We start from the raw sequence: 18,614 nt of genomic DNA on the forward strand, positions 1-18,614 counted from the left end.
CGCATCGTGTCAGGCCTCAGTGCCCGTGATATCGGCCACCGTGTCGTGGTCCGCCACCGACTGGACGGCGGTCAGGCGACCGACGTCATCGGGGTGTTGCAGTCGTACGACGAGCAGACCCTGGAGGTCCGTCACGCCGACAGTACGCCGTACGGGATCCAGCGGGCAGCGGTCGTGGCGGCCAAAACGATCCCTGAGATGCCGCTGCGGCGGGTGGATGTGGAGCAGCTGTTCCTGACCACCGCGCTCGGCCGGCCCGCGACGGAGACCCAGTACGTCGGCGAGTGGCTGCTCAGGGCGTCCGGTGGCTGGACCGGCCGGGGGAACTCGGTGCTCCCGGCCGGTGACCCGGGGTTGCCGTTCAGTGACGCCGCGAAGCAGGCGGAGGTGTTCTACCAGGAGCGGGGGCTGCCGCCGCTGGCGCTGACGCGGATCGGCTACCCGGAGTTCGAGGAGTTCACCGGGCAGGGCTGGACCGAGGCGCGGCCGCAGAAGTCGGACGCGCTGGTCCTGCACACCACGCTGGACCACGTGAACGGCGTACCGGCGTACGAGGTGCTGGTGGCGGACCAGCCGGCTGCGGAGTGGTACGAGGCGGCCTTCGAGGACGAGACGCCGGCTACGGCGCCGTCGGTGATGGAGGGGGCACCCAAGGCCGCCTTCGCGTCGGTGGAGCTCGACGGCCGCGTGGTGGCCGTCGCGCGGGGGTCGATGACGGGCCACTGGCTCGGGGTGGACGCGGTGCGGGTCGATCCGGCGTACCGGCGGCGTGGACTGGCTACGGCACTGCTGCAGGGGCTGGCGCGCTGGGCTGGGCCTGCGGGCGGTCGCAGGACCTACCTGGAGGTCGAGGAGGAGAACGTGGGGGCCCTGACCACCTACACGGCTCTCGGGTACGTCGAGGCGTACCGCTACCGCTACCTGACCAAGCGGTAGGACGCCAGCGCCCCGACCAGGCTCAGAGCGGCGAAGCCGACCAGTACGACGCTGAGCGCGTGCTGCGGGTCTGTGCTGAGGCTGGAGTAGACCGCTCCGGCCAGGGCGACTCCGAAGGCTCCGGAGAGCTGGGCGTTGGTCGCGACCACTCCGGAGAGGTCTGCGGCGTACTGCGTGGGCATGCTCGAGGTGATGCCGCCGATGAGGGTGTTGGCGCTGATGCCCAGGCCGAGGCCGCCTACGCCGAGGAGGGCGAACAGGAGAGGGCCGGACGTGCCGCCTGCCTGCAGGTAAGCGAGGACGGCCAGGTAGCCCACGCCCAGGATCGAGCAGCCGAGTACGGGGAGCCAGCGGATGCCCTCGGGGAGTCTGGGGAGCAGCGGGCCGGCGATGCCGAAGGCAGCGACCCAGACGACCATGGCCAGGCCCGAGTACGCCGGGCTCTTGCCGAGGCCTTGCTGGAGGTAGAGGGCCAGCACGAAGAGCAGGGCGAAGTACGAGCCGGTGGTGGCACCGTGGGCCAGCAGGCCGGCGCGGACGCGGGGGTGGTGGAGGACCTCGCGGGCGATCAGGGGGCGGCCGCCGGATGCGGCTGCTCGGCGTTCGCCGTACTCGAAGAGGGCGAGGGCGGGGAGGCTGAGAGCCAGGCTGATCCAGGACCAGGTGGGCCAGCCGCGCTCGGAGCCGAGGAGGAGCGGGACGATCACCAGCAGGACGGTGGCGGACAGGGTGAGGACTCCCCTGGCGTCGAGAGGTTGCTTGGTGCCGCGGGCGGGGTCGAGGTGGCGCCGGCCGGCGATGGTGAGGGCGATGCCGATCGGGACGTTGACGAGGAAGATCGGGCGCCAACTGGTGCCGAACAGGTCGGCGGAGATCAGGACGCCGCCGAGGACCTGACCGGCGACCGCTCCGCCGGACAGGGCGATGGAGAACCAGCCGAGGGCTTTGACGCGGTCGCGTCCGGCGTACGAGAGCTGGATGCCGCTGAGAACCTGCGGGACCATCAGCGCGGCGCCGGCGCCCTGGAGGAAGCGGGCGGCCGTCAGGGTGCGGATGTCGGGAGCCAGGCCGCAGGCGAGGGAGGCGAGCGTGAAGAGCTGCAGGCCGGTGAGGAAGACGCGGCGGTAGCCGATCGACGAGCCGAGGCGGGCGCCGGTGACGAGCAGCACCGCGAAGGCGACGACGTACGCCGAGACGACCAGCGCCGCCTGACCTTCGGTGGCGTGGAGATCCTGCTGCAGCGCTGGAGCAGCGATGTTGGCGACGGCTGTGTCGACGTTCGCCATGAACTGCCCGGTCAGCAGGACAGCGAGCATGGCACCGCGGCTGGGGGTCGTTGTTGTCGTCGTGGTCACGCAGGTGGAACGTGCGTTCCTGCCGGGGTGTGAGGGCGGCGCGGGATCGGCGGGTGCCGTGCCGGCCCGCTCGCCTGGCAAGCGGGCCGGCACGGCCTCGGGCTAGCAGGCAGGCACAGCCATGGCCGAGATGTCCACGACGCGCTTGGTGTGGTGGACGCTGCTCCCGACCCAGGTCGTGAACGACGTGCCGTCGTACGAGCCGGCATAGATGTTGACCTGGCTGGCGAGCCGGTTGGGCCCGATCTTCTCTCCGCTGATCGGGTAGCTGTGATCCGACATGTAGTAGGCCCACTCGGCCCACTTGCCCGTGTCGTTCCACGCGGAGGCGCGGAAGTCCTTCGACTTCAGCTCGCACAGGTACAGCGTGATGCCACCGGCCCAGGCCATCGCCCGGCCGTAGGTCCGCAGCTTCCCCCAGGTCTGGGGTCCGACCTTGCCGTCGGCGGTGATTCGGGCGTCGGTCTGGAAGGCCCGGACCCGGTCGCGCGTCGCTGAGCCGTACACACCGTCCGTGCTGAGGCCACCCAGATTCATCTGGAGGTGCGTCACGCAGGTGCCACGGCTGCCGTAGGCCAAGTAGGTGGTGGAGCAGCTCGCAGCCGCCGCCACCGCCTCGGCTGCCGCCGCGGGCGCGGCCTGCGCGGTGGGAGCGGGCGCGGCCGTCCGGGCGCTCGGGCTGTTGACGTCCGCATCAGCTGTCGCGACCAGGCCGCACACCAGGCTGCCTGCCAGTGCTGCGGCGACGATGGCGCCACGGGTGCGCGGTCGACGCAGGATGTTCCTCATCTGGATCCGTTCCTCTCTTGGGGGCCGTCTGACAGCCGCACCTTAGGGATCAGGAGCAACAACCCACTGCCCGTACTCCGCCCGTACCGTCCACGGGGTGGCCGTGTGTGAGGGCGGGGTGCTCGCCGTCGGCGTACTAGGGTCGGCTCATGGCGGACCATGCGGCCGAGCGGCCGGAGTACCCGGGTGACTTCGAGGGGACCGTGCGGGTCGAGTACACGCCGCACCCGGACGACGGGGTGGCGGACCCGGGCGAGATCGTGTGGACCTGGGTGCCGTTCGAGGAGGACCACCACCGTGGCAAGGACCGCCCGGTGCTCGTGGTCGGGTCCGACGGGGCTTACCTGCTGGCGCTGATCCTCACCAGCAAGGACCACGACCGGGATGCGGCCGACGAGGCGCGCTGGGGGCGGGTCTGGTTGGACATCGGCAGTGGGCCTTGGGACAAGGCGGGGCGCAACAGCGAGGTCCGCCTGGACCGGGTCCTGCGGGTGGAGCCGGCGCAGGTCAGGCGAGAGGGCGCGGTCATCGGTGAAGAGCTGTTCAACCAGGTGGCCGCAGAACTGCACCAACTCCGCAGAGCATGACGAAAGGGCCGCCCTGAAGGGCGGCCCTTTCGTATTTCAGCTGGGTGGGCGGGCGCTGCCGGTGGGCTTGGTCATGCCTGGGGTGGGAGGCGTGTCCGGGGTGTTCGGCGGCGTCGGGGTACCAGGCTTCGGGCCGCAGCGGATGTCGTCGGCGGCGTTGTAGTTGGTGGTGAAGGACTCGGTCTTCACCCGCGCGCCGTTCTTCGCGAAGTACCGGTAGATCTTGATGTCGAAACCGCCGGTCGGCGCCTGCGGGCGGCAGCCCGCCTCCTGGCTGTAGACCAGGCCGGGCGAGCGGAAGTTGTACTTCGCCGACTGCCCGGCGGTGACGTCCCAGACCTTGGTGCCCCAGATCTTCACCGTCAGGGTGCCCTGCTTGCCGGGCGTCGAGGCGGAGAAGATGGTCTGCACGAAGACCCCGTGCCCGGAGTCGTTCTGGAACTTCAGGTCCACCGACGGCCAGGCGACGGTCGCCTCGCGGCCGACCGGGTAGCGGTTGATGTAGACGCTGTGCGCCTTGTGCTCGACGTCCTTGAGCCCGGCGAAGAAGGCCGCGTTGAAGGTCGTGGTCGCCGACTGCGAGACACCGCCGCCGAGGTCGAGCACGAACTTGCCGCCGTTGATGATGTTGCCCTCGGTGAAGCCGTTCTCCTTGGTCCGCTCGCCGACGATCTTGTTCAGGCTGAACGTCTCGTTCGGCTTGAGCAGGGCGCCGTTGATCTTGCGGGCCGCGGTCCCGATGTTCACGTTGCGGTACTCGGCGTGCGGGAAGTGGGTGGTGGCCTGGCCCATCACCTCTTTGATCCCGAGCCCCTGCGCGGCCTCGGTGGTCAGCGCGGCCTTCGACTTGGCCAGTCCGACCGACGCCTTCCGCTCACTCGCGGCCTTCGGCAGGATCGAGAGGATGGCCGGGACCACCTTGTCCCGCGCGACGATCTCGCCGTCGACCGCGGGCACCACCTGCGGCCGGCCGCCGACGATCTGGATCGTGGCGTCCTTCGGCAGCGTCTCCAGGTCCTCGAACCGCTTCTTGAACAGCGGCTCGAGCTTCTTCGCGTCCAGGCTCGGGGTGAACTTCCCGTCCTTGGCGACCAGCTTCAGGGCCGGCGCCAGCTCCCGCGGGGTGAGGTTCACGCCCTTGTCACCGACGGTCAGCCGCACCGGCCCGGACATCGCCGGCTCGGCGTACTCGCTCATCGCCTTGGTGATCGCGTCGGTCCCGGCCTGCGGCTTGGTCACGCCGACCGGCAGGTCCTTCGGGTTCCCGTCGGAGGGGAACCCGGACACCACGGTCTCGGCGGCCTTGTCGTTGTCGAGCTGCAGCCCGTCGGCCGGCGCGTGCTGGACGGCCTTGGCGTTCGGGAAGGTGATCGTGCCCTCGGTGGCCGGGCGGTTGACCTGCTGCGCGAGCTTCTCGACGGCGGCCTTCAGCTTGCCCTCGTCCTGCGCGACCACGGGCGCGACGGCGTCACCGCCGGTCATCACCTGCCACATCCGGGCCGGGTTCAGGCTGCGGCCCGCACCGGCGTCGGCCACGGTCGCGTCGACGTCGAGGCTGAGTCCGGCGTCGGCCGGCTTCACCTGGAACGTCGTCTCGCCGGCCTTGAGCTTGATCGGCAGCTTGAGCCGGTCGTCGATGCCCGCCTGCAGCTTCGCCTTGGCCTCGTCCTCGGACAGTCCGCCGAGGTCGATGCCCAGCACTGTCGTGTCCCCCGGTACCTTGTCGCCGGTCAGCGCGAACGCCACGCCGTACCCCACGACGAGCACTCCGAACCCCGCCGCGGCGATGATCCCCGCGAGCTTGTTTCTCCCCACCGGACAGAGTCCTCCTGCTCGAACCAGATGACAGACGGCACATCCTACGCGACCGGGGCAGCCCGACTCGCCGCCGATCTGCCCCGGGATGCCCCAGTGCCCAGGGCCTAACTGCCCCGGAGGTCCCGGTACTGCCCCGCGTAGTAGATCAGGGCGCTGGGGTCATCCGCGGCACCCAGGCTGAGCACCTCACCGACCACGATCGTGTGGTCACCGCCCTCGTACGTCGCCCAGGTGCGGCACTCGAGCCAGGCCGGCGCCCCGACCACCAGCGGGCAGCCGGTCTTCGGCCCGGGCACGGTCGGAATCCCGTCGAACTGGCTGTACAGGTCGCGCCCCGACCGGGCGAAACGCTCCGCGATCGCGTGCTCACCGGCAGCCAGCACCGAGACGGCCCAGTCCCCGCGGGACAGCACCGCCTCGTGCATCCGCACGCCTTTGTCCACGCAGACCAGCACCAGCGGCGGATCCAGCGACACCGACGTGAACGCGCTCGCCGTCATCGCGTGCGCGACGCCGCCCTGCAGCGTGCTCATGATCGTGATCCCCGACGCGAACCGGCTCATCGCCGTACGGAAGTCCGCGGGCGCGATGCTGCCACTGGAGTCCGGGGTCACTCCAGCAGCCTAAGACCCGTCAGTAGCTGACGTCTCAACCCGGTGTGTGGCCACGGTCACTCACCCCGGCAGCAGTCGGCTCAGAGGCCGGCGAACAGGTCCGACTCCACGCCGTTCGGGCCCGGGACCGCGGTGCCCTTGACCAGGCGGTAGGCCTCGTCGCCGAAGATCTCGCTGCCGTTGTTGTTGGACAGCGCGAAGAACGGCCCGTCGACGGTGATCTGGGTGGCGTGCGCCTTCATCGCGTTCATCTTGCGGTCGAGGTACCCGTCCGCGGAGACGATGCAGTCGATCAGCCGGTCTGGCGTGATCATCGGCGGCATCGGGCCCTCGGGGTCCATCCCCTCGAAGGTGGTGGTATCGCCGGACTCGCGCAGTTTGCGCAGGCCCTCGCGCATCGGGCCCTCGGCCATCGCGGTCCAGTAGATCTTCGCGACGTCCCAGGCCGGGCCGAGGTCCTCGCGGTACGACCGGGCGGCGGCCAGGGCAGCGGCGTACGTCGCGACCCGGTGGGCCTTGACGTGGTCCGGGTGCCCGTAGTTGCCCCACTCGTCGTAGGTGACCAGGACCTGCGGGCGGATCTCCCGGATGATCGGGACCAGGTCGTTCGCGGCGGCGACCAGGTCGGCCTGCCAGAAGCTGTCCGGGCGGGTGTCCGGCGGTACGGCGGCGTTGCCGCTCTCGTCGTAGATCATCCCGGTGTCCCGGTAGCGGCCGGGACCGCCGAGGAAGCGGTGGTCGGTGACCCCGAGCTCGTCCATCGCGGCGGCCAGCTCACCGATTCGGTGCGTACCGAGCCCGTCGGTCTGGTCGGCGGCCAGGTGCTCGAGCTCCGGCACCAGCACCTCCCCCTCCTCACCGAGGGTGCAGGTGACCAGCGTGACGTGGGCCCCCTCCGCGACGTACTTCGCCATCGTCGCGCCGTTGTTGATCGTCTCGTCGTCGGGGTGGGCGTGCACCAGCAGCAGCCGGCGGCCAGGAAGCTCACTCATGCGGCCAGCCTACGTCGCTCCCCGGACAGTTCCGGACGACGCAGACCGACCGCCGCGGGCCGCTACCACCAGGTCACGGCCCTGCCCGAACTCAGCCGAACCGACGGACCAGCAGGCACCCGGCCTGGAACCGCGACCGGGCCCCCAGCCCGGCGATCAGCGCGCTGATCTCGGACCGCACAGTCCGCAGCGACAGCCCGAGCTGCCGCGCGATCGCGGCGTCCTTGGCGCCGGTCGCCATCAGCCGGCCGATCATCACCTGACGGGTGGTCAGGTCCTTCGCCGCGGCCGGTGTGGGCCGCCGCGACCCGAGCTCGTACACCTCGCAGACGACCTCCGGCGCGAAGTCCTCCATTCGCACCACAGGGACAGCCTGGTAAACGGACATCCTCAACTCCTCCCCAGATTGGTCCAGCGCAGCCCATTCTTCTGAGGGCCCGGGGAGGTCACCAGGTACAACCCATACAGTTCACCCATACAAAGTGGCGATCGTGAGGGGTGATCGGCGTTGGAGTCGCAGTTCGCGGCCCTGCTGCGCCGGCACCGGACGGCGGCCGGCCTCACCCAGGACGAGCTGTCGGCGGTGTCCGGGATCAGCGTGCAGGCCATCAGCACGCTGGAGCGCGGCACCCGTAGGTACCCCCAGCCGGCCACTGTCCAGGCGCTGGCGACCGCCCTGCGGCTCGACAAGGACCAGCAGGCCGCTCTGGTCGCCGCGGCCTCCCGACGCGGCCGGACGGACCGGCTGCCGCTGGACGACCCGGCGACGCCAGTGGTCTCGCCACGACAGCTCCCGTTCGCCAGCGGCGACTTCACCGGACGGGTCCAGGAGCTGGCCGAACTGAGCCACTACCTGATCGACAGCCCCGGTGTGAGCGTGACGGCGATCACCGGCATGGGCGGCATCGGTAAGACCACTTTGGCGATTCACGTCGCGCACGAGGTGGCCGCACACTTCCCCGACGGCCAGCTGTACCTGGACCTGCGCGGGTTCGGGCTGGGCCCACCGCTGGAGCCCCTGGAAGCACTGACCTACCTGCTGGAGGACCTGGGCGAGACGCCGGCCGCCGATCTGCCGACGGCCGCAGCCCGGTTCCGGACCGTGCTGGCCGAGCGTCGGCTCGTCCTCCTGCTCGACAACGCGGCCGACCACGAGCAGGTACGACAGCTGCTGCCCGGAGCCGGTGGCTGTGCCGCCGTGGTGACGAGCCGTCGCAGCATGGCGGGGCTGGGCGGCCGCCAGTACCAGCTGGGCGAGCCGCCTCTGCACGAGTCGATCGAGATGCTGCGGCGCATCTCCGGTCGGCCGGACGCCCCGGAGGGCGAGTGCGCCGAGGTGGTCCGGCAGTGCGGCGGCCTGCCGCTGGCGATCCGGATGGCCGGCGCCCGCCTGGCGTCCAGGCCGTCCTGGCCGGTGGCGCACCTGGCTGACCGGCTCGCCGACGGTCGGCGCCGGCTGGACGAGCTCCAGCTCGACGACTCCGGCGTACGGGCGACTTTGGTGCTGTCGATCGAGCAGCTGGCCGGCAGCGAGGACCCGATCGACGTACAGGCCGTGTCGATGTTCGCTCTGCTCGGTCTGGCCGAGTGTCCCGACCTGACCTCCGCACTGGCCGCATCGTTCTCGGACAGCCCCGAGCAGGAGGCGGAGATCGTGCTGGAGCGGCTGGTGGACGTGCACCTGCTGACCACGCCCGCTCCTGGGGTCTACCGGTTGCACGACCTCGTACGGGTCGCTGCCCGCGAGTTCGCCGAGCAGACCCTCTCGCGCGACGACCGGCTGGCGGTGACCACGCGCTGGATCAAGCGGATCTCGGCGGTCGTCTGGCGCGCCAGCGAGTACTCCGGTCATGGAGTCACCCGGGAGCGCTGGCTCGACCAGGAGTGGCTGAAGGGTGCTGACGACCTGCCGACGCAGGAGGACGTCCTCGGCTGGCTGGACGCCCAGCGCTCCGGTCTGGTGACGACCATCCAGCACGTTGCCACCGAGCAGCCTGAGCTCGCCGTACAGGTGGCTGTCGGTCTCAACGCGTACTACGCACTGCGCCGCGCATGGCTCGACTGGCTGCAGGTCAACGAGGCTGTACTACGTCTGGTCAGCGGAGGTCCCGACCGCATCGCCGAGGGCCTGGTGATGCACGACCTGGGCGCCGCCCATGCCGAGCTGGACCAGTACCAGCAGGCCGTGACGCCGCTGCGCCGTGCGATCGACGCGGCGGACGCCTCTGGCGACGGCAACCTGCAGGCCCTCTGCCTGAGCAGCCTCAGCCACGTCCTCGAACGCACCGGCCGGACCGCCGACGGCATCCCGTACGCCGAGCGCGCACGCGAGATCGGCCTGCGCCTGGGCATCCCTCCTCGCGCCGCGTGGGCTTGCCTGGCGCTCGGCATGCTCTACCTGAAGACAGGTGCGACCGAAGCCGCGCAACGGCACTTCACCGAGGCCCTCGGCCTGCTGGTCGAGCCGGGCCAGGAGCGCTACCGCGGCATGATCGCCCAGAACATCGGTGTCTCCTACCGCGAGGCCGGCCGGTACGAGCCGGCCGCCGACAGCGTCCAGCAGAGTCTCGGGCTCTACCGCCAGGCCGGCGCCGCCGTACAGCAGGCCGAGGTCCTCAACGAGCTGGGCAAGCTCTGCCTGGCCCAGGGGCGGCTCGACGAAGCAGTCGCCCACCAGAGCGAGGGCCTGGCCATCGCCGGCCAGTACGGCGACTGGCTGTGCGAGGCGGACATCCGCAAGTCGCTCGGCGAGGTCCGCCACCTCCAGGGCCGGCTCCCCGAGGCCCGCCGCGAGTGGCGCATCGCCCTGTCCATCCGCGAGCAGCACAACGCCCACGGGACCGCCGAGCTCCGCGAGCTGCTCGGCATCTCCTAGAACGTGCCGAGGGCGGTACCGGAGATCCGGTACCGCCCTCGGGTTCAGCTAGTTCGTGCTACCTGCTCGAGATCAGCCGACCTTCTTCAGGGCGATCTTGGTCAGGTCCGGCAGGCCACCGATGTCGGAGTTGGCCGTCGCGCCGGTGATGTTGCCACCGAAGACGTAGATGTTGTTGTCCGCCGAGATCGGAACCAGCGGGAACGTCTTCATGGCCTCGTCCAGAACGTCGGACCACGCGGTGGTGGCCTCCTTCTGGTCGGCGATCTTCGGGATCTCGTTCATCTTGTCCCAGCCGATCGGCGAGCGGCCGTAGTTGTTCTGCGCGGCCTTGCCCGGCGCGGAGTTGTCCGGGCCGAAGACCGGCGGGACGACCGTCGACAGCGACGGCCAGTCGTAGCACCAGCCGGCGGTGATCAGGTCGGTCGCCGACGCGTCGTTCTGCTGCGTCGAGTAGTAGTTGTCACCCGGGATCTTCTTGATGTCGACGTTGACACCGATCTTCTTCCAGGCGGCCTGAGCGGCCTCCGCGGCCTTGATCGAGATGTCGGTCGCGTCGGACGCGCCCAGCTGCAGCTTCTCGCCCTTGTAGCCGGCCTCGGCCAGCGCGGCCTTGGCCTTCTCGAGGTCACCGGTCAGCGGCGCCTCGAAGGCGGTGTTCTTGCGGTAGCCCTCCATGCTGTCCGGCACGACCGAGTCGACCGCGACGTTCAGCTTGTCGCCACCACGGGCGGTGATGTACGCGGTCTTGTCGAACGCGTAGGTCAGCGCCTCACGCATCTTCTGGTTCTTCAGCAGCGGCTTCTGCTGGTTGAACGCGATGTAGCGACGGCACACGTCGGTGCCCTCGACGACGCGGTCCTTGACGTTGGCCTGGGTCAGCTTGGCCAGGTTCTGCGGCTGGACGCCGGAGAAGCTGATCGCGTTGGCGTCGGCACCGGTGCCGGCGATCAGGCGCTGGTCGACGATCGCCTCGTCGTCACCGAACTTGAACTCGAAACCGTCCGGCAGCGCCGTACGGATCGGGTCGGTGGCCTGGTCCCAGTTGGTGTTGCGCTCCAGCACCAGCGTCTTGTTGCGGGTGTAGGTCTTGATCTTGTACGGACCCGACGACCACACCCGGTTGTCGTACTGGGTCTTGGTGTCCTTGGCCTGCGGCGTCGGCGCGAAGATCTTCATCGACGCGGTCATGTCGAACTCCGAGACCGCCTGGTTCAGCTTGAAGACGATGGTCTTGTCGTCCGGAACCTCGATCGCGGTGCAGCCCTTGCCGCCGTTGTTGCCGGCCGGCGTGTACGGGCCCGCGTAACCCTTGCAGTCCAGGTAGCTCTTGCCGTACGGCGCACCCTCGGACAGGTCGGCGGAGAACGACCGCTCGACGTTGTACTTGATGTCCTTGGCGGTGATCGGCGAGCCGTCCTCGTACTTGAGGCCGTCCTTCAGCGTGAAGGTCCAGGTCTTGAAGTCGGCCGACTTCTCCCACTTCTCAGCGGTGTCACCGACGAGCTCGGTCTTCTTGCTCTCCGGGTCCCACTTGAACGCGGTCAGCGTGCGGTAGAGGAGCTGGCCGGACATACCGGTGTCCGTGACGAACGCACGGGCCGGGTCCAGGTGCTCGAAGTCCGAAGCGTGGTAGACGGTGACGATTCCACCCTTCGCCCCCTTGTCCGAGCTCTGGTTGCCGGCGTCGGTGCCGTTGTCGTTGTCCCCGCCGCATGCCGCCAGCGTGAGGGTCAGGGCCAGACCCGTGGCGATCACGGATCCGGCGCGCTTGGCGTGTGTCATGCCATCCTTCTTTCTGTTTCCTCCATCGGGACGCCGGGTCACGGCTGCCCTGGTGACTGGAATGCCGGTCATCTACTCATGACCGGGATTTCCCTTCAACGGTTCTCCGTCGCCGTCACCGGATCGTGACGACTTCAGTGCGGGACGGAGACCGTTTGTTACCGTCTGTGTCCGTCAGACGACGTCGCGTTCCTCCGGGAAGTGACAGGCGGCCGCGTGGCCGGGGGCTCCGATCTGGACCAGTGGCGGCTCCTGCTCGGCGCAGACGTCCTGCGCCTTCCAGCAGCGAGTACGGAACCGGCAACCGGACGGCGGGTTCAGGGGGCTGGGAACGTCGCCGGTGAGCCGGATCCGTTCGCGGCGCTTGACCGCGTCCGGATCGGGCTCGGGAACCGCCGACAGCAGCGCGTGGGTGTACGGGTGACGCGAGTGGTTGTACAGCTCGTCCCGGGTCGCGATCTCGACGATCTTGCCCAGGTACATCACCGCCACCCGGTCGGAGATGTGCCGTACGACGGACAGGTCGTGGGCCACGAACAGGTAGGTCAGGTCGAACTCGTCCTGCAGGTCGTCCAGCAGGTTCACCACCTGGGCCTGGATCGACACGTCGAGTGCCGAGACCGGCTCGTCGCAGACGATCAGCTTCGGCCGCAGCGCGAGCGCGCGGGCGATCCCGATCCGCTGCCGCTGACCGCCGGAGAACTCGTGCGGGTAGCGGTTGTAGTGCTCCGGGTTCAGGCCGACCCGGGCCATCAGGTCCTGGACGGCCTTCTTGGTGCCGCCCTCGGACTTGATGCCCTGAATGTCGAACGGCGCGGCGATGATAGTGCCGACCGTCTGGCGCGGGTTCAGCGACGAGAACGGGTCCTGGAAGATGATCTGCACGTCACGCCGGAACGGCCGCATCGTGCGCCGGTTCATGTGCGTGATGTCGGCGCCCTGGAAGGTGATCTTGCCGGCGGTCGGCTCGTCCAGCCGGGTGACGAGCCGCCCGGTGGTGGACTTGCCGCAGCCGGACTCGCCGACCAGGCCGAGCGTCTCACCGGCGATCAGCTGGAAGTCGATCCCGTCGACCGCCTTGACCGCGCCGGTCTGGCGCTGGAACAAGATGCCCTGGGTGACCGGGAAGTGCCGTTGCAGGCCCTCCACCTCCAGCAGCACCTCGCCGCGCACCGAACCGGTCCGCTCGGGCTTGCCCTTGGTCTTGCGGGTGGGCTTCGGAGTCGAGGTCGTGGTCACGTTGTCCCCTTGGGTGGCCGCGCTCACAGCGCCGGCTTGATCTGCTCGGTGAACAACCGCTGCCGCTCCGGGCTGTCGATGTGACAGCGGGACGCGTGCGGACCGCCGCCGATCTGCAGCAGCTCCGGTACGTCGGTGACGCAGAGGTCGCCGGGCACCTTGCCGCGGAAGTCGCAGCGCGGGTGGAACGGGCAGCCGGTCGGCAGGTTGATCAGTGAGGGCGGCGAGCCCTTGATCGACTTGAGCCGGTCGCCGCCACCGGTGATCCGCGGGATCGAGCCGAGCAGGCCCCAGGTGTAGGGGTGCTCGGGCCGGTAGAAGATGTCGCGGACGTCGCCGGCCTCGACCACGCGGCCGCCGTACATCACCACCAGCTTCTCGGCCATCTGCGCCACCACCCCGAGGTCGTGGGTGATGATGATGATCGCGGAGTTGAACTCCTTCTGCAGGTCGTTCATCAGGTCCAGGATCTGGGCCTGCACGGTGACGTCGAGCGCGGTGGTCGGCTCGTCGGCGATCAGCAGCCGCGGGTCGCACATCAGCGCCATCGCGATCATCGCGCGCTGCCGCATCCCACCGGAGAACTGGTGCGGGTAGTCGTGGAACCGGCTGGCCGGCGACGGGATGCCGACCCGGTCCAGCATGTCGACCGCGCGCTTCTTCGCGACCGCCTTGGACACGTCGTTGTGCACCAGGTACGCCTCGACCAGCTGGTCGCCGATCCGGTAGAACGGGTGCATCGCCGACAGCGGGTCCTGGAAGATCATCGAGACCTTGTTGCCGCGCAGGCGGCGCATCTCCTCGACCCGCATCGAGACCAGCTCGTCGCCGTCCAGCCAGATCTCGCCCTCGACCTGGGCCCGGCTGCCCTTGTGCAGGCCCATGATCGCCAGGCTGGTCACGCTCTTGCCGGACCCGGACTCGCCGACGATGCCGAGCGTCTCACCGGGCCGCAGCGAGAAGCTCAGCCCGTTCACGGCGCGGACCAGGCCGTCGTCGGTGGGGAAGCGCACCTGCAGGTCGCGGACCTCGAGGAAGGCCTCGGGGTCCCGCGTGCCGGCCGGGCGGGTCGGCTCGGTGGATGCGGTCGTGCTCACGATGTCGGCTCCGTCCGGGTGCTGGTGTCGGTGCTGGCTGCGTCGTACCCGCGCCCGCTCACGAGAGCCTGACCCGCGGGTCGATGAAGGCGTACAGCACGTCGACCACGATGTTGGCGAAGACCACGAAGAACGCGGCGACCAGGACCACGCCCATCACCACGGGCAGGTCGTTGCCGAGCACCGAGTCGATCGACAGCTTGCCCAGGCCCTGGATGCTGAAGATCCGTTCGGTGATCACCGCGCCGCCGAGCAGGGCACCCAGGTCGAGCCCGAAGATCGTCACGATCGGGGTCAGCGCGGCCCGCAGGCCGTGCTTGAAGACCACCTTGCGCTCGTTCAGGCCCTTGGCCCGCGCGGTGCGGATGAAGTCCTCGTTCATCGTGTCGATCATGTTGGCCCGGGTGAGCCGGGTGTACAGCGCCGCGTTGACCAGCGCCAGCGTCACCCACGGCAGGATGAAGAACTGCAGGAAAGGTCCTATCCCCGCCGATGGACTGGAGTTCGCCTGATCGGGATAGGGCAGGATGCCGCCCTTCACGATGAACACGAACACCAGCAGGTAGCCGAGGACGAGCGTTGGGAACGAAACACCGAACAACGCCAGTCCGACGCTGAGTTTGTCCACCCATTTGCCCTTGCGCAGCGCCGCTATCAGCCCCAGCAGCACGCCGGAGACCAGCCAGAGGACGGCGGCCCCGGTGGCCAGCCAGAACGTCGGGCCGATCGCGTCGGCGATCGAGTCGGTGACCTGCAGACCGTTCTGCAGCGAACGGTCCAGGCACGGCCACGCGCAGTGCTCCTGGGAACCCTCGCTGCCGAGCTCGCGCCCGCCCGGGTTGACCAGACCACTCATGTACCGGCCGTACTGGACGATCAGCGGGTCGTCGAACCCGTACGACGCGTTGACCTCGGCGATCCGCTCGGTGTTGCAGTCCTTGCCGCAGATCAGCAGGGCCGGGTTGGCCGGCGTGGCCCAGAACAGGAAGAACGTGATGGCGCTGATCGCGAACAGGATCAGCAGCATCTGCAGCAGGCGGCGGACGATGTAGTTGAACACGCTTCGGTCAGCTCCGTCCGGCTCGCGGGTCGAGCGCGTCGCGCACCGAGTCACCCAGCAGGTTGAAGGCGAGCACTGTGATGAACAGCATCGCGCCAGGGAAGAAGAGGTAGAGCGGGTTGCCCTCGTACCAGTTCGAGGCGTCGGAGATCATCCGGCCCCAGGAGGCGGTCGGCTCCTTGACGCCCACGCCGAGGAACGACAGCGCGGCCTCGGCGGTGATGTAGGTCGGGATGATCAGCGTCGCGTAGACCAGCAGCGTCGGGATCAGGTTCGGCAGGATCTGCTTGAAGATCACGTAGCCGGGACCGGCGCCGAGCGAGCGGGCCGCGTCGATGAACTCGCGCTCACGGATCGACAGCGTCTGACCGCGCACGATCCGGGCCAGGTAGGCCCAGCCGAAGAAGCCGAGGACGAAGATCAGTACACCCATCCGCAGCGTGTTGTTGTCCGGGATGCCGAAGGTGTCCTGGGCCCGGTCCGCGATCACCGGCGTCAGCGCCAGGATGAACAGCAGCGTCGGGAAGCTCAGCAGGATGTCCATCAGACGGCTGATCAGGGCGTCGACCCAGCCGCGGAAGTAGCCGGCGACCATACCGATGACGGTGCCGAGGACGACGGCCACGACGGTACCGCCGAGGGCGACCAGCAGCGACGAGCGGGCGCCGTACACGAGCCGGGCGAAGACGTCGCGGCCGTTCTGCGGCTCGACGCCGAGCCAGTGCTCGGAGCTCATCCCGCTGCCGAACAGACCGCCGGCCGGGATACCACCCAGCTGCGTGTCCAGCAGGTCGTTGCCGTTGCTGTCCTTGAAGTTCGGCTGGTCCGGTGGGAAGCCGCTGATCTTCACGATCAGCGGGGCGCAGATGGCGATCAGGATGATCAGCACGATGATGATCGCGCTGATCAGGGCGATCTTGTCCTTGCGCAACCGCGCCCAGGCGATCTGCCCGAGCGAACGGCCTTCGATCTGCTTCGCCTCGGCGGTCTCGGCGATGTGTTCAGCGGGGAGTCCGCCATCGGGCGGGGAAGCTTCGGTCGCTCCCAGAGTCATTAGTTTTTCCCCCAAGCCTTCCCGGTCGAGCGAAATGTCTTTCGCGGCCTGGCGGGAACCCTACAAATCTCGCAGTGTGGACGCCACGGGGCGGGCCACCTCGTCGCTGAATCGTGACTGATCACCCATCGGCGACCAGATGGTGACTCAGCGTGGCCAGAAATGGGCGGTCGGCCGGCAGCCAGCCGAGAGTTCCCAGGTCAGCGGCCTGCACCCAGCGGATCTCGGTGTGCTCGCGCAGCACCGGTAACCAGTCGTGACCGGCCGGTTCGGCCAGGTAAACCCGCAATACGTATTTATCTCCGATGAATTCTTCACCGGGCAACGCCGCGCCGACGGTGATCCGAAGACCCAGTTCCTCCTCGATTTCCCGTACGGCGGCCGCCTGGTCGGACTCCCCCGGCTCGACCTTGCCGCCGGGGAACTCCCACCCGCCGTCCGGTCCCGGACGCAGCGCCGCCAGCACCCGGCCCTCGTCGACGATCGCCACGCCGACGACCACCCTTCTGTCCATGCGCCGACTGTGCCACCCGGCGCGCAACTGTCGGTCCCGGCACGCAGGATGTCTTCCATGCCGCTGCAGAACAGGGTCCTGCCGAGTCAGGAGATCGTCGCGTCGCCCGGTCGTGGGCTGCTGATGGGCAACCGTGGCTCGCTGCACGACGCCGATCGACGGCTCGGGACAACGCGGTGGCGGTCGAAGGCGTGGTTGTGCTGCCTGCTCGACTACAAGGGCGTCAGCCGCGACCCGATGCCACCCGGCCGGTGGACGGCGTTGTTCTTCTTCGACGAGGCCGTCGCGCTGGCCGCCGGTCATCGCCCGTGCGCGTACTGCCGTCGTACGGACTTCGTCCGGTACGGCGACGCGTGGGCCGCCGGGCACGGCCTGGCCGAGCGGCCGCGGGCCGCGGCGATGGATGCGGTGCTGCACCACCAACGAGTCGAACCCCACAGCCGCCGGCAACGCACGACCTCCGCCGTACTGAGTGAGCTGCCGGACGGCGCGATGATCGCGGACGCCGACGGACCGGCCCTCGTCCTGGACGGACGGGTGCACCACTGGTCGTGGGACGGCTACACCACGACGGCCGAACGATCGGCGGACGAGGAAGTGACGGTACTGACCCCACCGGCGAATCTCGTTGTGCTGAAGGCCGGATACGTCCCATTACTCCACGAAAGCGCGGTCGGCAACAAAGGGGAACCTAACTAGAAACACGCCGTACCGAAGGGTCTTCCGTTGTGCGCCGTGCGAAGGCAAAGTGTGCCCATACTTACAGCGACAAAACCATTACTGGAGTCGGTATGGGCGATGGCAGCAGCAGTGTGGCAGCTGTGCAACGCGCACTCGAGGCGCTGCACGGAAGCGTCGGGAAACTCAGCCACGAGTACGGCGACACCCTCGGCGTACGCCGACTGGTCTCCGACGTGGCCCGGTTGAGCGACGACCTGGCCGAGCTGGGCCCGCCTGACCCGCGGCACAGACCCGGACCTGTTCCGGAGGAACTCGAGGAGATTCCCGACGTGGAGTATGACGCGTCCATGTGGACAGAAGCAGAGCACGAAGGCTTCGGAGCACCGGACCGGCGCGCGCCCTGATGGCTATTGGTGTGAACAGTTCCGGTCGCGCGCAGATCGGGCAGAAGACGTTGCGAACCGACCGCTGGTGGCTGGCGCCGCTGCGGATCGGCGTGATCCTGGGCTTTTTCGTCGTCTACGCGACGATCCGGATCTTCATGAACAAGTGGTACTGGGTCGACGAGCACCACTACCTCACTCCCCTGTACTCGCCCTGCATCACCGAGTCCTGCGTCCCCGGGTCGAGTCACCTGGGCACGTGGTTCGGCGAGTTCCCCCGGGTGATCCCGTTCAGCATCATCACCTTCGCGGTGCTGGCCGGCTTCCGGGGCACCTGCTACTACTACCGCAAGGCCGGCTACCGCTCGCTGTTCTTCGCGCCGTCGGCCTGCGCCGTCCCGGAGCCGCACAAGAGCTACACCGGTGAGCGCAAGTTCCCGCTGGTCGCGCTGAACCTGCACCGTTACTTCTTCTACGGCGCGCTGGTCTTCGGAATCCTCAACGTGTACGACGGTGTGCTCGCCTTCCACGGCACCGACGGCGGCTTCGGCATCGGCCTGGGCACGCTGATCATCTGGGTCAACCTCGTTGCCCTGTGGCTGTACACGCTGTCCTGCCACGCCTGCCGGCACATCGTCGGCGGCCGGCTGAAGAACTTCTCCAAGCACCCGTTGCGCTACCGGTACTGGACCTTCGTGTCCAAGCTGAACCCGAAGCACGGCACCTTCGCGATGGTGTCGCTGTTCACCGTGATCCTGACCGACGCGTACATCATGTCGCTGTCGGCCGGCTGGTTCTCCGATCTGCGCTTCTTCAACTGATACGGACGTTAGCT

Annotated in this window: 19 protein-coding genes; 7 read left to right on the forward strand and 12 right to left on the reverse strand. The window is 68.8% G+C overall.

Translation table 11 applies throughout. The features are described from left to right. Positions 1-6 precede the first annotated feature (6 nt). Positions 7-936 (forward strand): GNAT family N-acetyltransferase, encoded by a 930-nt coding sequence (locus ACYVIO_RS28400; protein WP_460653965.1) that lies wholly within the window; start codon positions 7-9, stop codon positions 934-936. On the opposite strand, the gene ACYVIO_RS28405 is transcribed toward ACYVIO_RS28400, so the two are convergent. Beyond that, entirely contained in the window at positions 918-2,252 is a 1,335-nt protein-coding gene (locus tag ACYVIO_RS28405) for an MFS transporter (protein WP_460653966.1), read from the reverse strand. The two genes, ACYVIO_RS28400 and ACYVIO_RS28405, sit on opposite strands and share 19 nt — an antisense overlap. On the opposite strand from ACYVIO_RS28405, the gene ACYVIO_RS28410 reads away from it, so the two are divergent. Then, positions 2,251-2,397: a hypothetical protein gene (locus tag ACYVIO_RS28410; RefSeq protein WP_460653967.1), complete on the forward strand. Its 147-nt coding sequence runs from the start codon at positions 2,251-2,253 to the stop codon at positions 2,395-2,397. The genes ACYVIO_RS28405 and ACYVIO_RS28410 overlap by 2 nt on opposite strands. Here ACYVIO_RS28410 and ACYVIO_RS28415 read toward each other — a convergent pair. After that, on the reverse strand, positions 2,394-3,080 hold the full coding sequence (locus tag ACYVIO_RS28415; RefSeq protein WP_460653968.1) for a peptidoglycan-binding domain-containing protein: 687 nt from the start codon (positions 3,078-3,080) through the stop codon (positions 2,394-2,396). The genes ACYVIO_RS28410 and ACYVIO_RS28415 overlap by 4 nt on opposite strands. A 149-nt stretch (positions 3,081-3,229) precedes the next feature. Between ACYVIO_RS28415 and ACYVIO_RS28420 the strand changes: the two genes are divergently transcribed. After that, positions 3,230-3,667, forward strand: a complete 438-nt coding sequence (locus tag ACYVIO_RS28420; protein WP_460653969.1) for a type II toxin-antitoxin system PemK/MazF family toxin — start codon at positions 3,230-3,232, stop codon at positions 3,665-3,667. Positions 3,668-3,703: 36 nt separating this feature from the next. Here the strand turns inward: ACYVIO_RS28420 and ACYVIO_RS28425 are convergent, their stop codons facing one another. From ACYVIO_RS28425 to ACYVIO_RS28440, 4 genes are all read right to left on the reverse strand, one after another. Further along, entirely contained in the window at positions 3,704-5,482 is a 1,779-nt protein-coding gene (locus ACYVIO_RS28425; RefSeq protein ID WP_460653970.1) for a VanW family protein, read from the reverse strand. 107 nt (positions 5,483-5,589) lie between these two features. Continuing rightward, entirely contained in the window at positions 5,590-6,099 is a 510-nt protein-coding gene (locus tag ACYVIO_RS28430; RefSeq protein WP_460653971.1) for a flavin reductase family protein, read from the reverse strand. Positions 6,100-6,179: 80 nt separating this feature from the next. Then, entirely contained in the window at positions 6,180-7,091 is a 912-nt protein-coding gene (mshB, locus tag ACYVIO_RS28435) for an N-acetyl-1-D-myo-inositol-2-amino-2-deoxy-alpha-D-glucopyranoside deacetylase (protein WP_460653972.1), read from the reverse strand. Positions 7,092-7,182: 91 nt separating this feature from the next. After that, complete coding sequence (locus ACYVIO_RS28440; RefSeq protein WP_460653973.1) at positions 7,183-7,479, reverse strand: response regulator transcription factor; 297 nt, start codon at positions 7,477-7,479, stop codon at positions 7,183-7,185. Between the two features lie 120 nt (positions 7,480-7,599). Between ACYVIO_RS28440 and ACYVIO_RS28445 the strand changes: the two genes are divergently transcribed. Then, positions 7,600-9,966, forward strand: a complete 2,367-nt coding sequence (locus tag ACYVIO_RS28445; RefSeq protein WP_460653974.1) for a tetratricopeptide repeat protein — start codon at positions 7,600-7,602, stop codon at positions 9,964-9,966. Between the two features lie 72 nt (positions 9,967-10,038). Here the strand turns inward: ACYVIO_RS28445 and ACYVIO_RS28450 are convergent, their stop codons facing one another. The 6 genes from ACYVIO_RS28450 to ACYVIO_RS28475 all read right to left on the reverse strand — a co-directional run bounded on the left by ACYVIO_RS28450 (position 10,039) and on the right by ACYVIO_RS28475 (position 16,715). Continuing rightward, a complete protein-coding gene (locus ACYVIO_RS28450; RefSeq protein WP_460653975.1) occupies positions 10,039-11,751 on the reverse strand; it encodes an ABC transporter substrate-binding protein in 1,713 nt (570 codons plus the stop codon). A 174-nt stretch (positions 11,752-11,925) separates the two neighbouring features. After that, positions 11,926-12,990 (reverse strand): ABC transporter ATP-binding protein, encoded by a 1,065-nt coding sequence (locus tag ACYVIO_RS28455; protein ID WP_460653976.1) that lies wholly within the window; start codon positions 12,988-12,990, stop codon positions 11,926-11,928. A gap of 23 nt (positions 12,991-13,013) precedes the next feature. Further along, positions 13,014-14,087, reverse strand: coding sequence for an ABC transporter ATP-binding protein (locus tag ACYVIO_RS28460; RefSeq protein ID WP_460653977.1), 1,074 nt, complete (start codon positions 14,085-14,087; stop codon positions 13,014-13,016). A gap of 58 nt (positions 14,088-14,145) precedes the next feature. Continuing rightward, positions 14,146-15,147 (reverse strand): ABC transporter permease, encoded by a 1,002-nt coding sequence (locus ACYVIO_RS28465; protein ID WP_460653978.1) that lies wholly within the window; start codon positions 15,145-15,147, stop codon positions 14,146-14,148. Between the two features lie 7 nt (positions 15,148-15,154). Beyond that, a complete protein-coding gene (locus ACYVIO_RS28470; RefSeq protein WP_460653979.1) occupies positions 15,155-16,201 on the reverse strand; it encodes an ABC transporter permease in 1,047 nt (348 codons plus the stop codon). A gap of 121 nt (positions 16,202-16,322) precedes the next feature. Continuing rightward, positions 16,323-16,715: a (deoxy)nucleoside triphosphate pyrophosphohydrolase gene (locus ACYVIO_RS28475; protein WP_460653980.1), complete on the reverse strand. Its 393-nt coding sequence runs from the start codon at positions 16,713-16,715 to the stop codon at positions 16,323-16,325. A 57-nt stretch (positions 16,716-16,772) separates the two neighbouring features. Between ACYVIO_RS28475 and ACYVIO_RS28480 the strand changes: the two genes are divergently transcribed. From ACYVIO_RS28480 to ACYVIO_RS28490, 3 genes are all read left to right on the forward strand, one after another. Further along, a complete protein-coding gene (locus ACYVIO_RS28480; RefSeq protein WP_460653981.1) occupies positions 16,773-17,414 on the forward strand; it encodes a hypothetical protein in 642 nt (213 codons plus the stop codon). A gap of 92 nt (positions 17,415-17,506) precedes the next feature. Next, positions 17,507-17,800, forward strand: a complete 294-nt coding sequence (locus ACYVIO_RS28485; RefSeq protein ID WP_460653982.1) for a hypothetical protein — start codon at positions 17,507-17,509, stop codon at positions 17,798-17,800. An 11-nt stretch (positions 17,801-17,811) separates the two neighbouring features. Then, positions 17,812-18,600 (forward strand): hypothetical protein, encoded by a 789-nt coding sequence (locus ACYVIO_RS28490; RefSeq protein WP_460653983.1) that lies wholly within the window; start codon positions 17,812-17,814, stop codon positions 18,598-18,600. Positions 18,601-18,614: the final 14 nt, after the last annotated feature.

The organism is Kribbella endophytica (assembly GCF_054781295.1).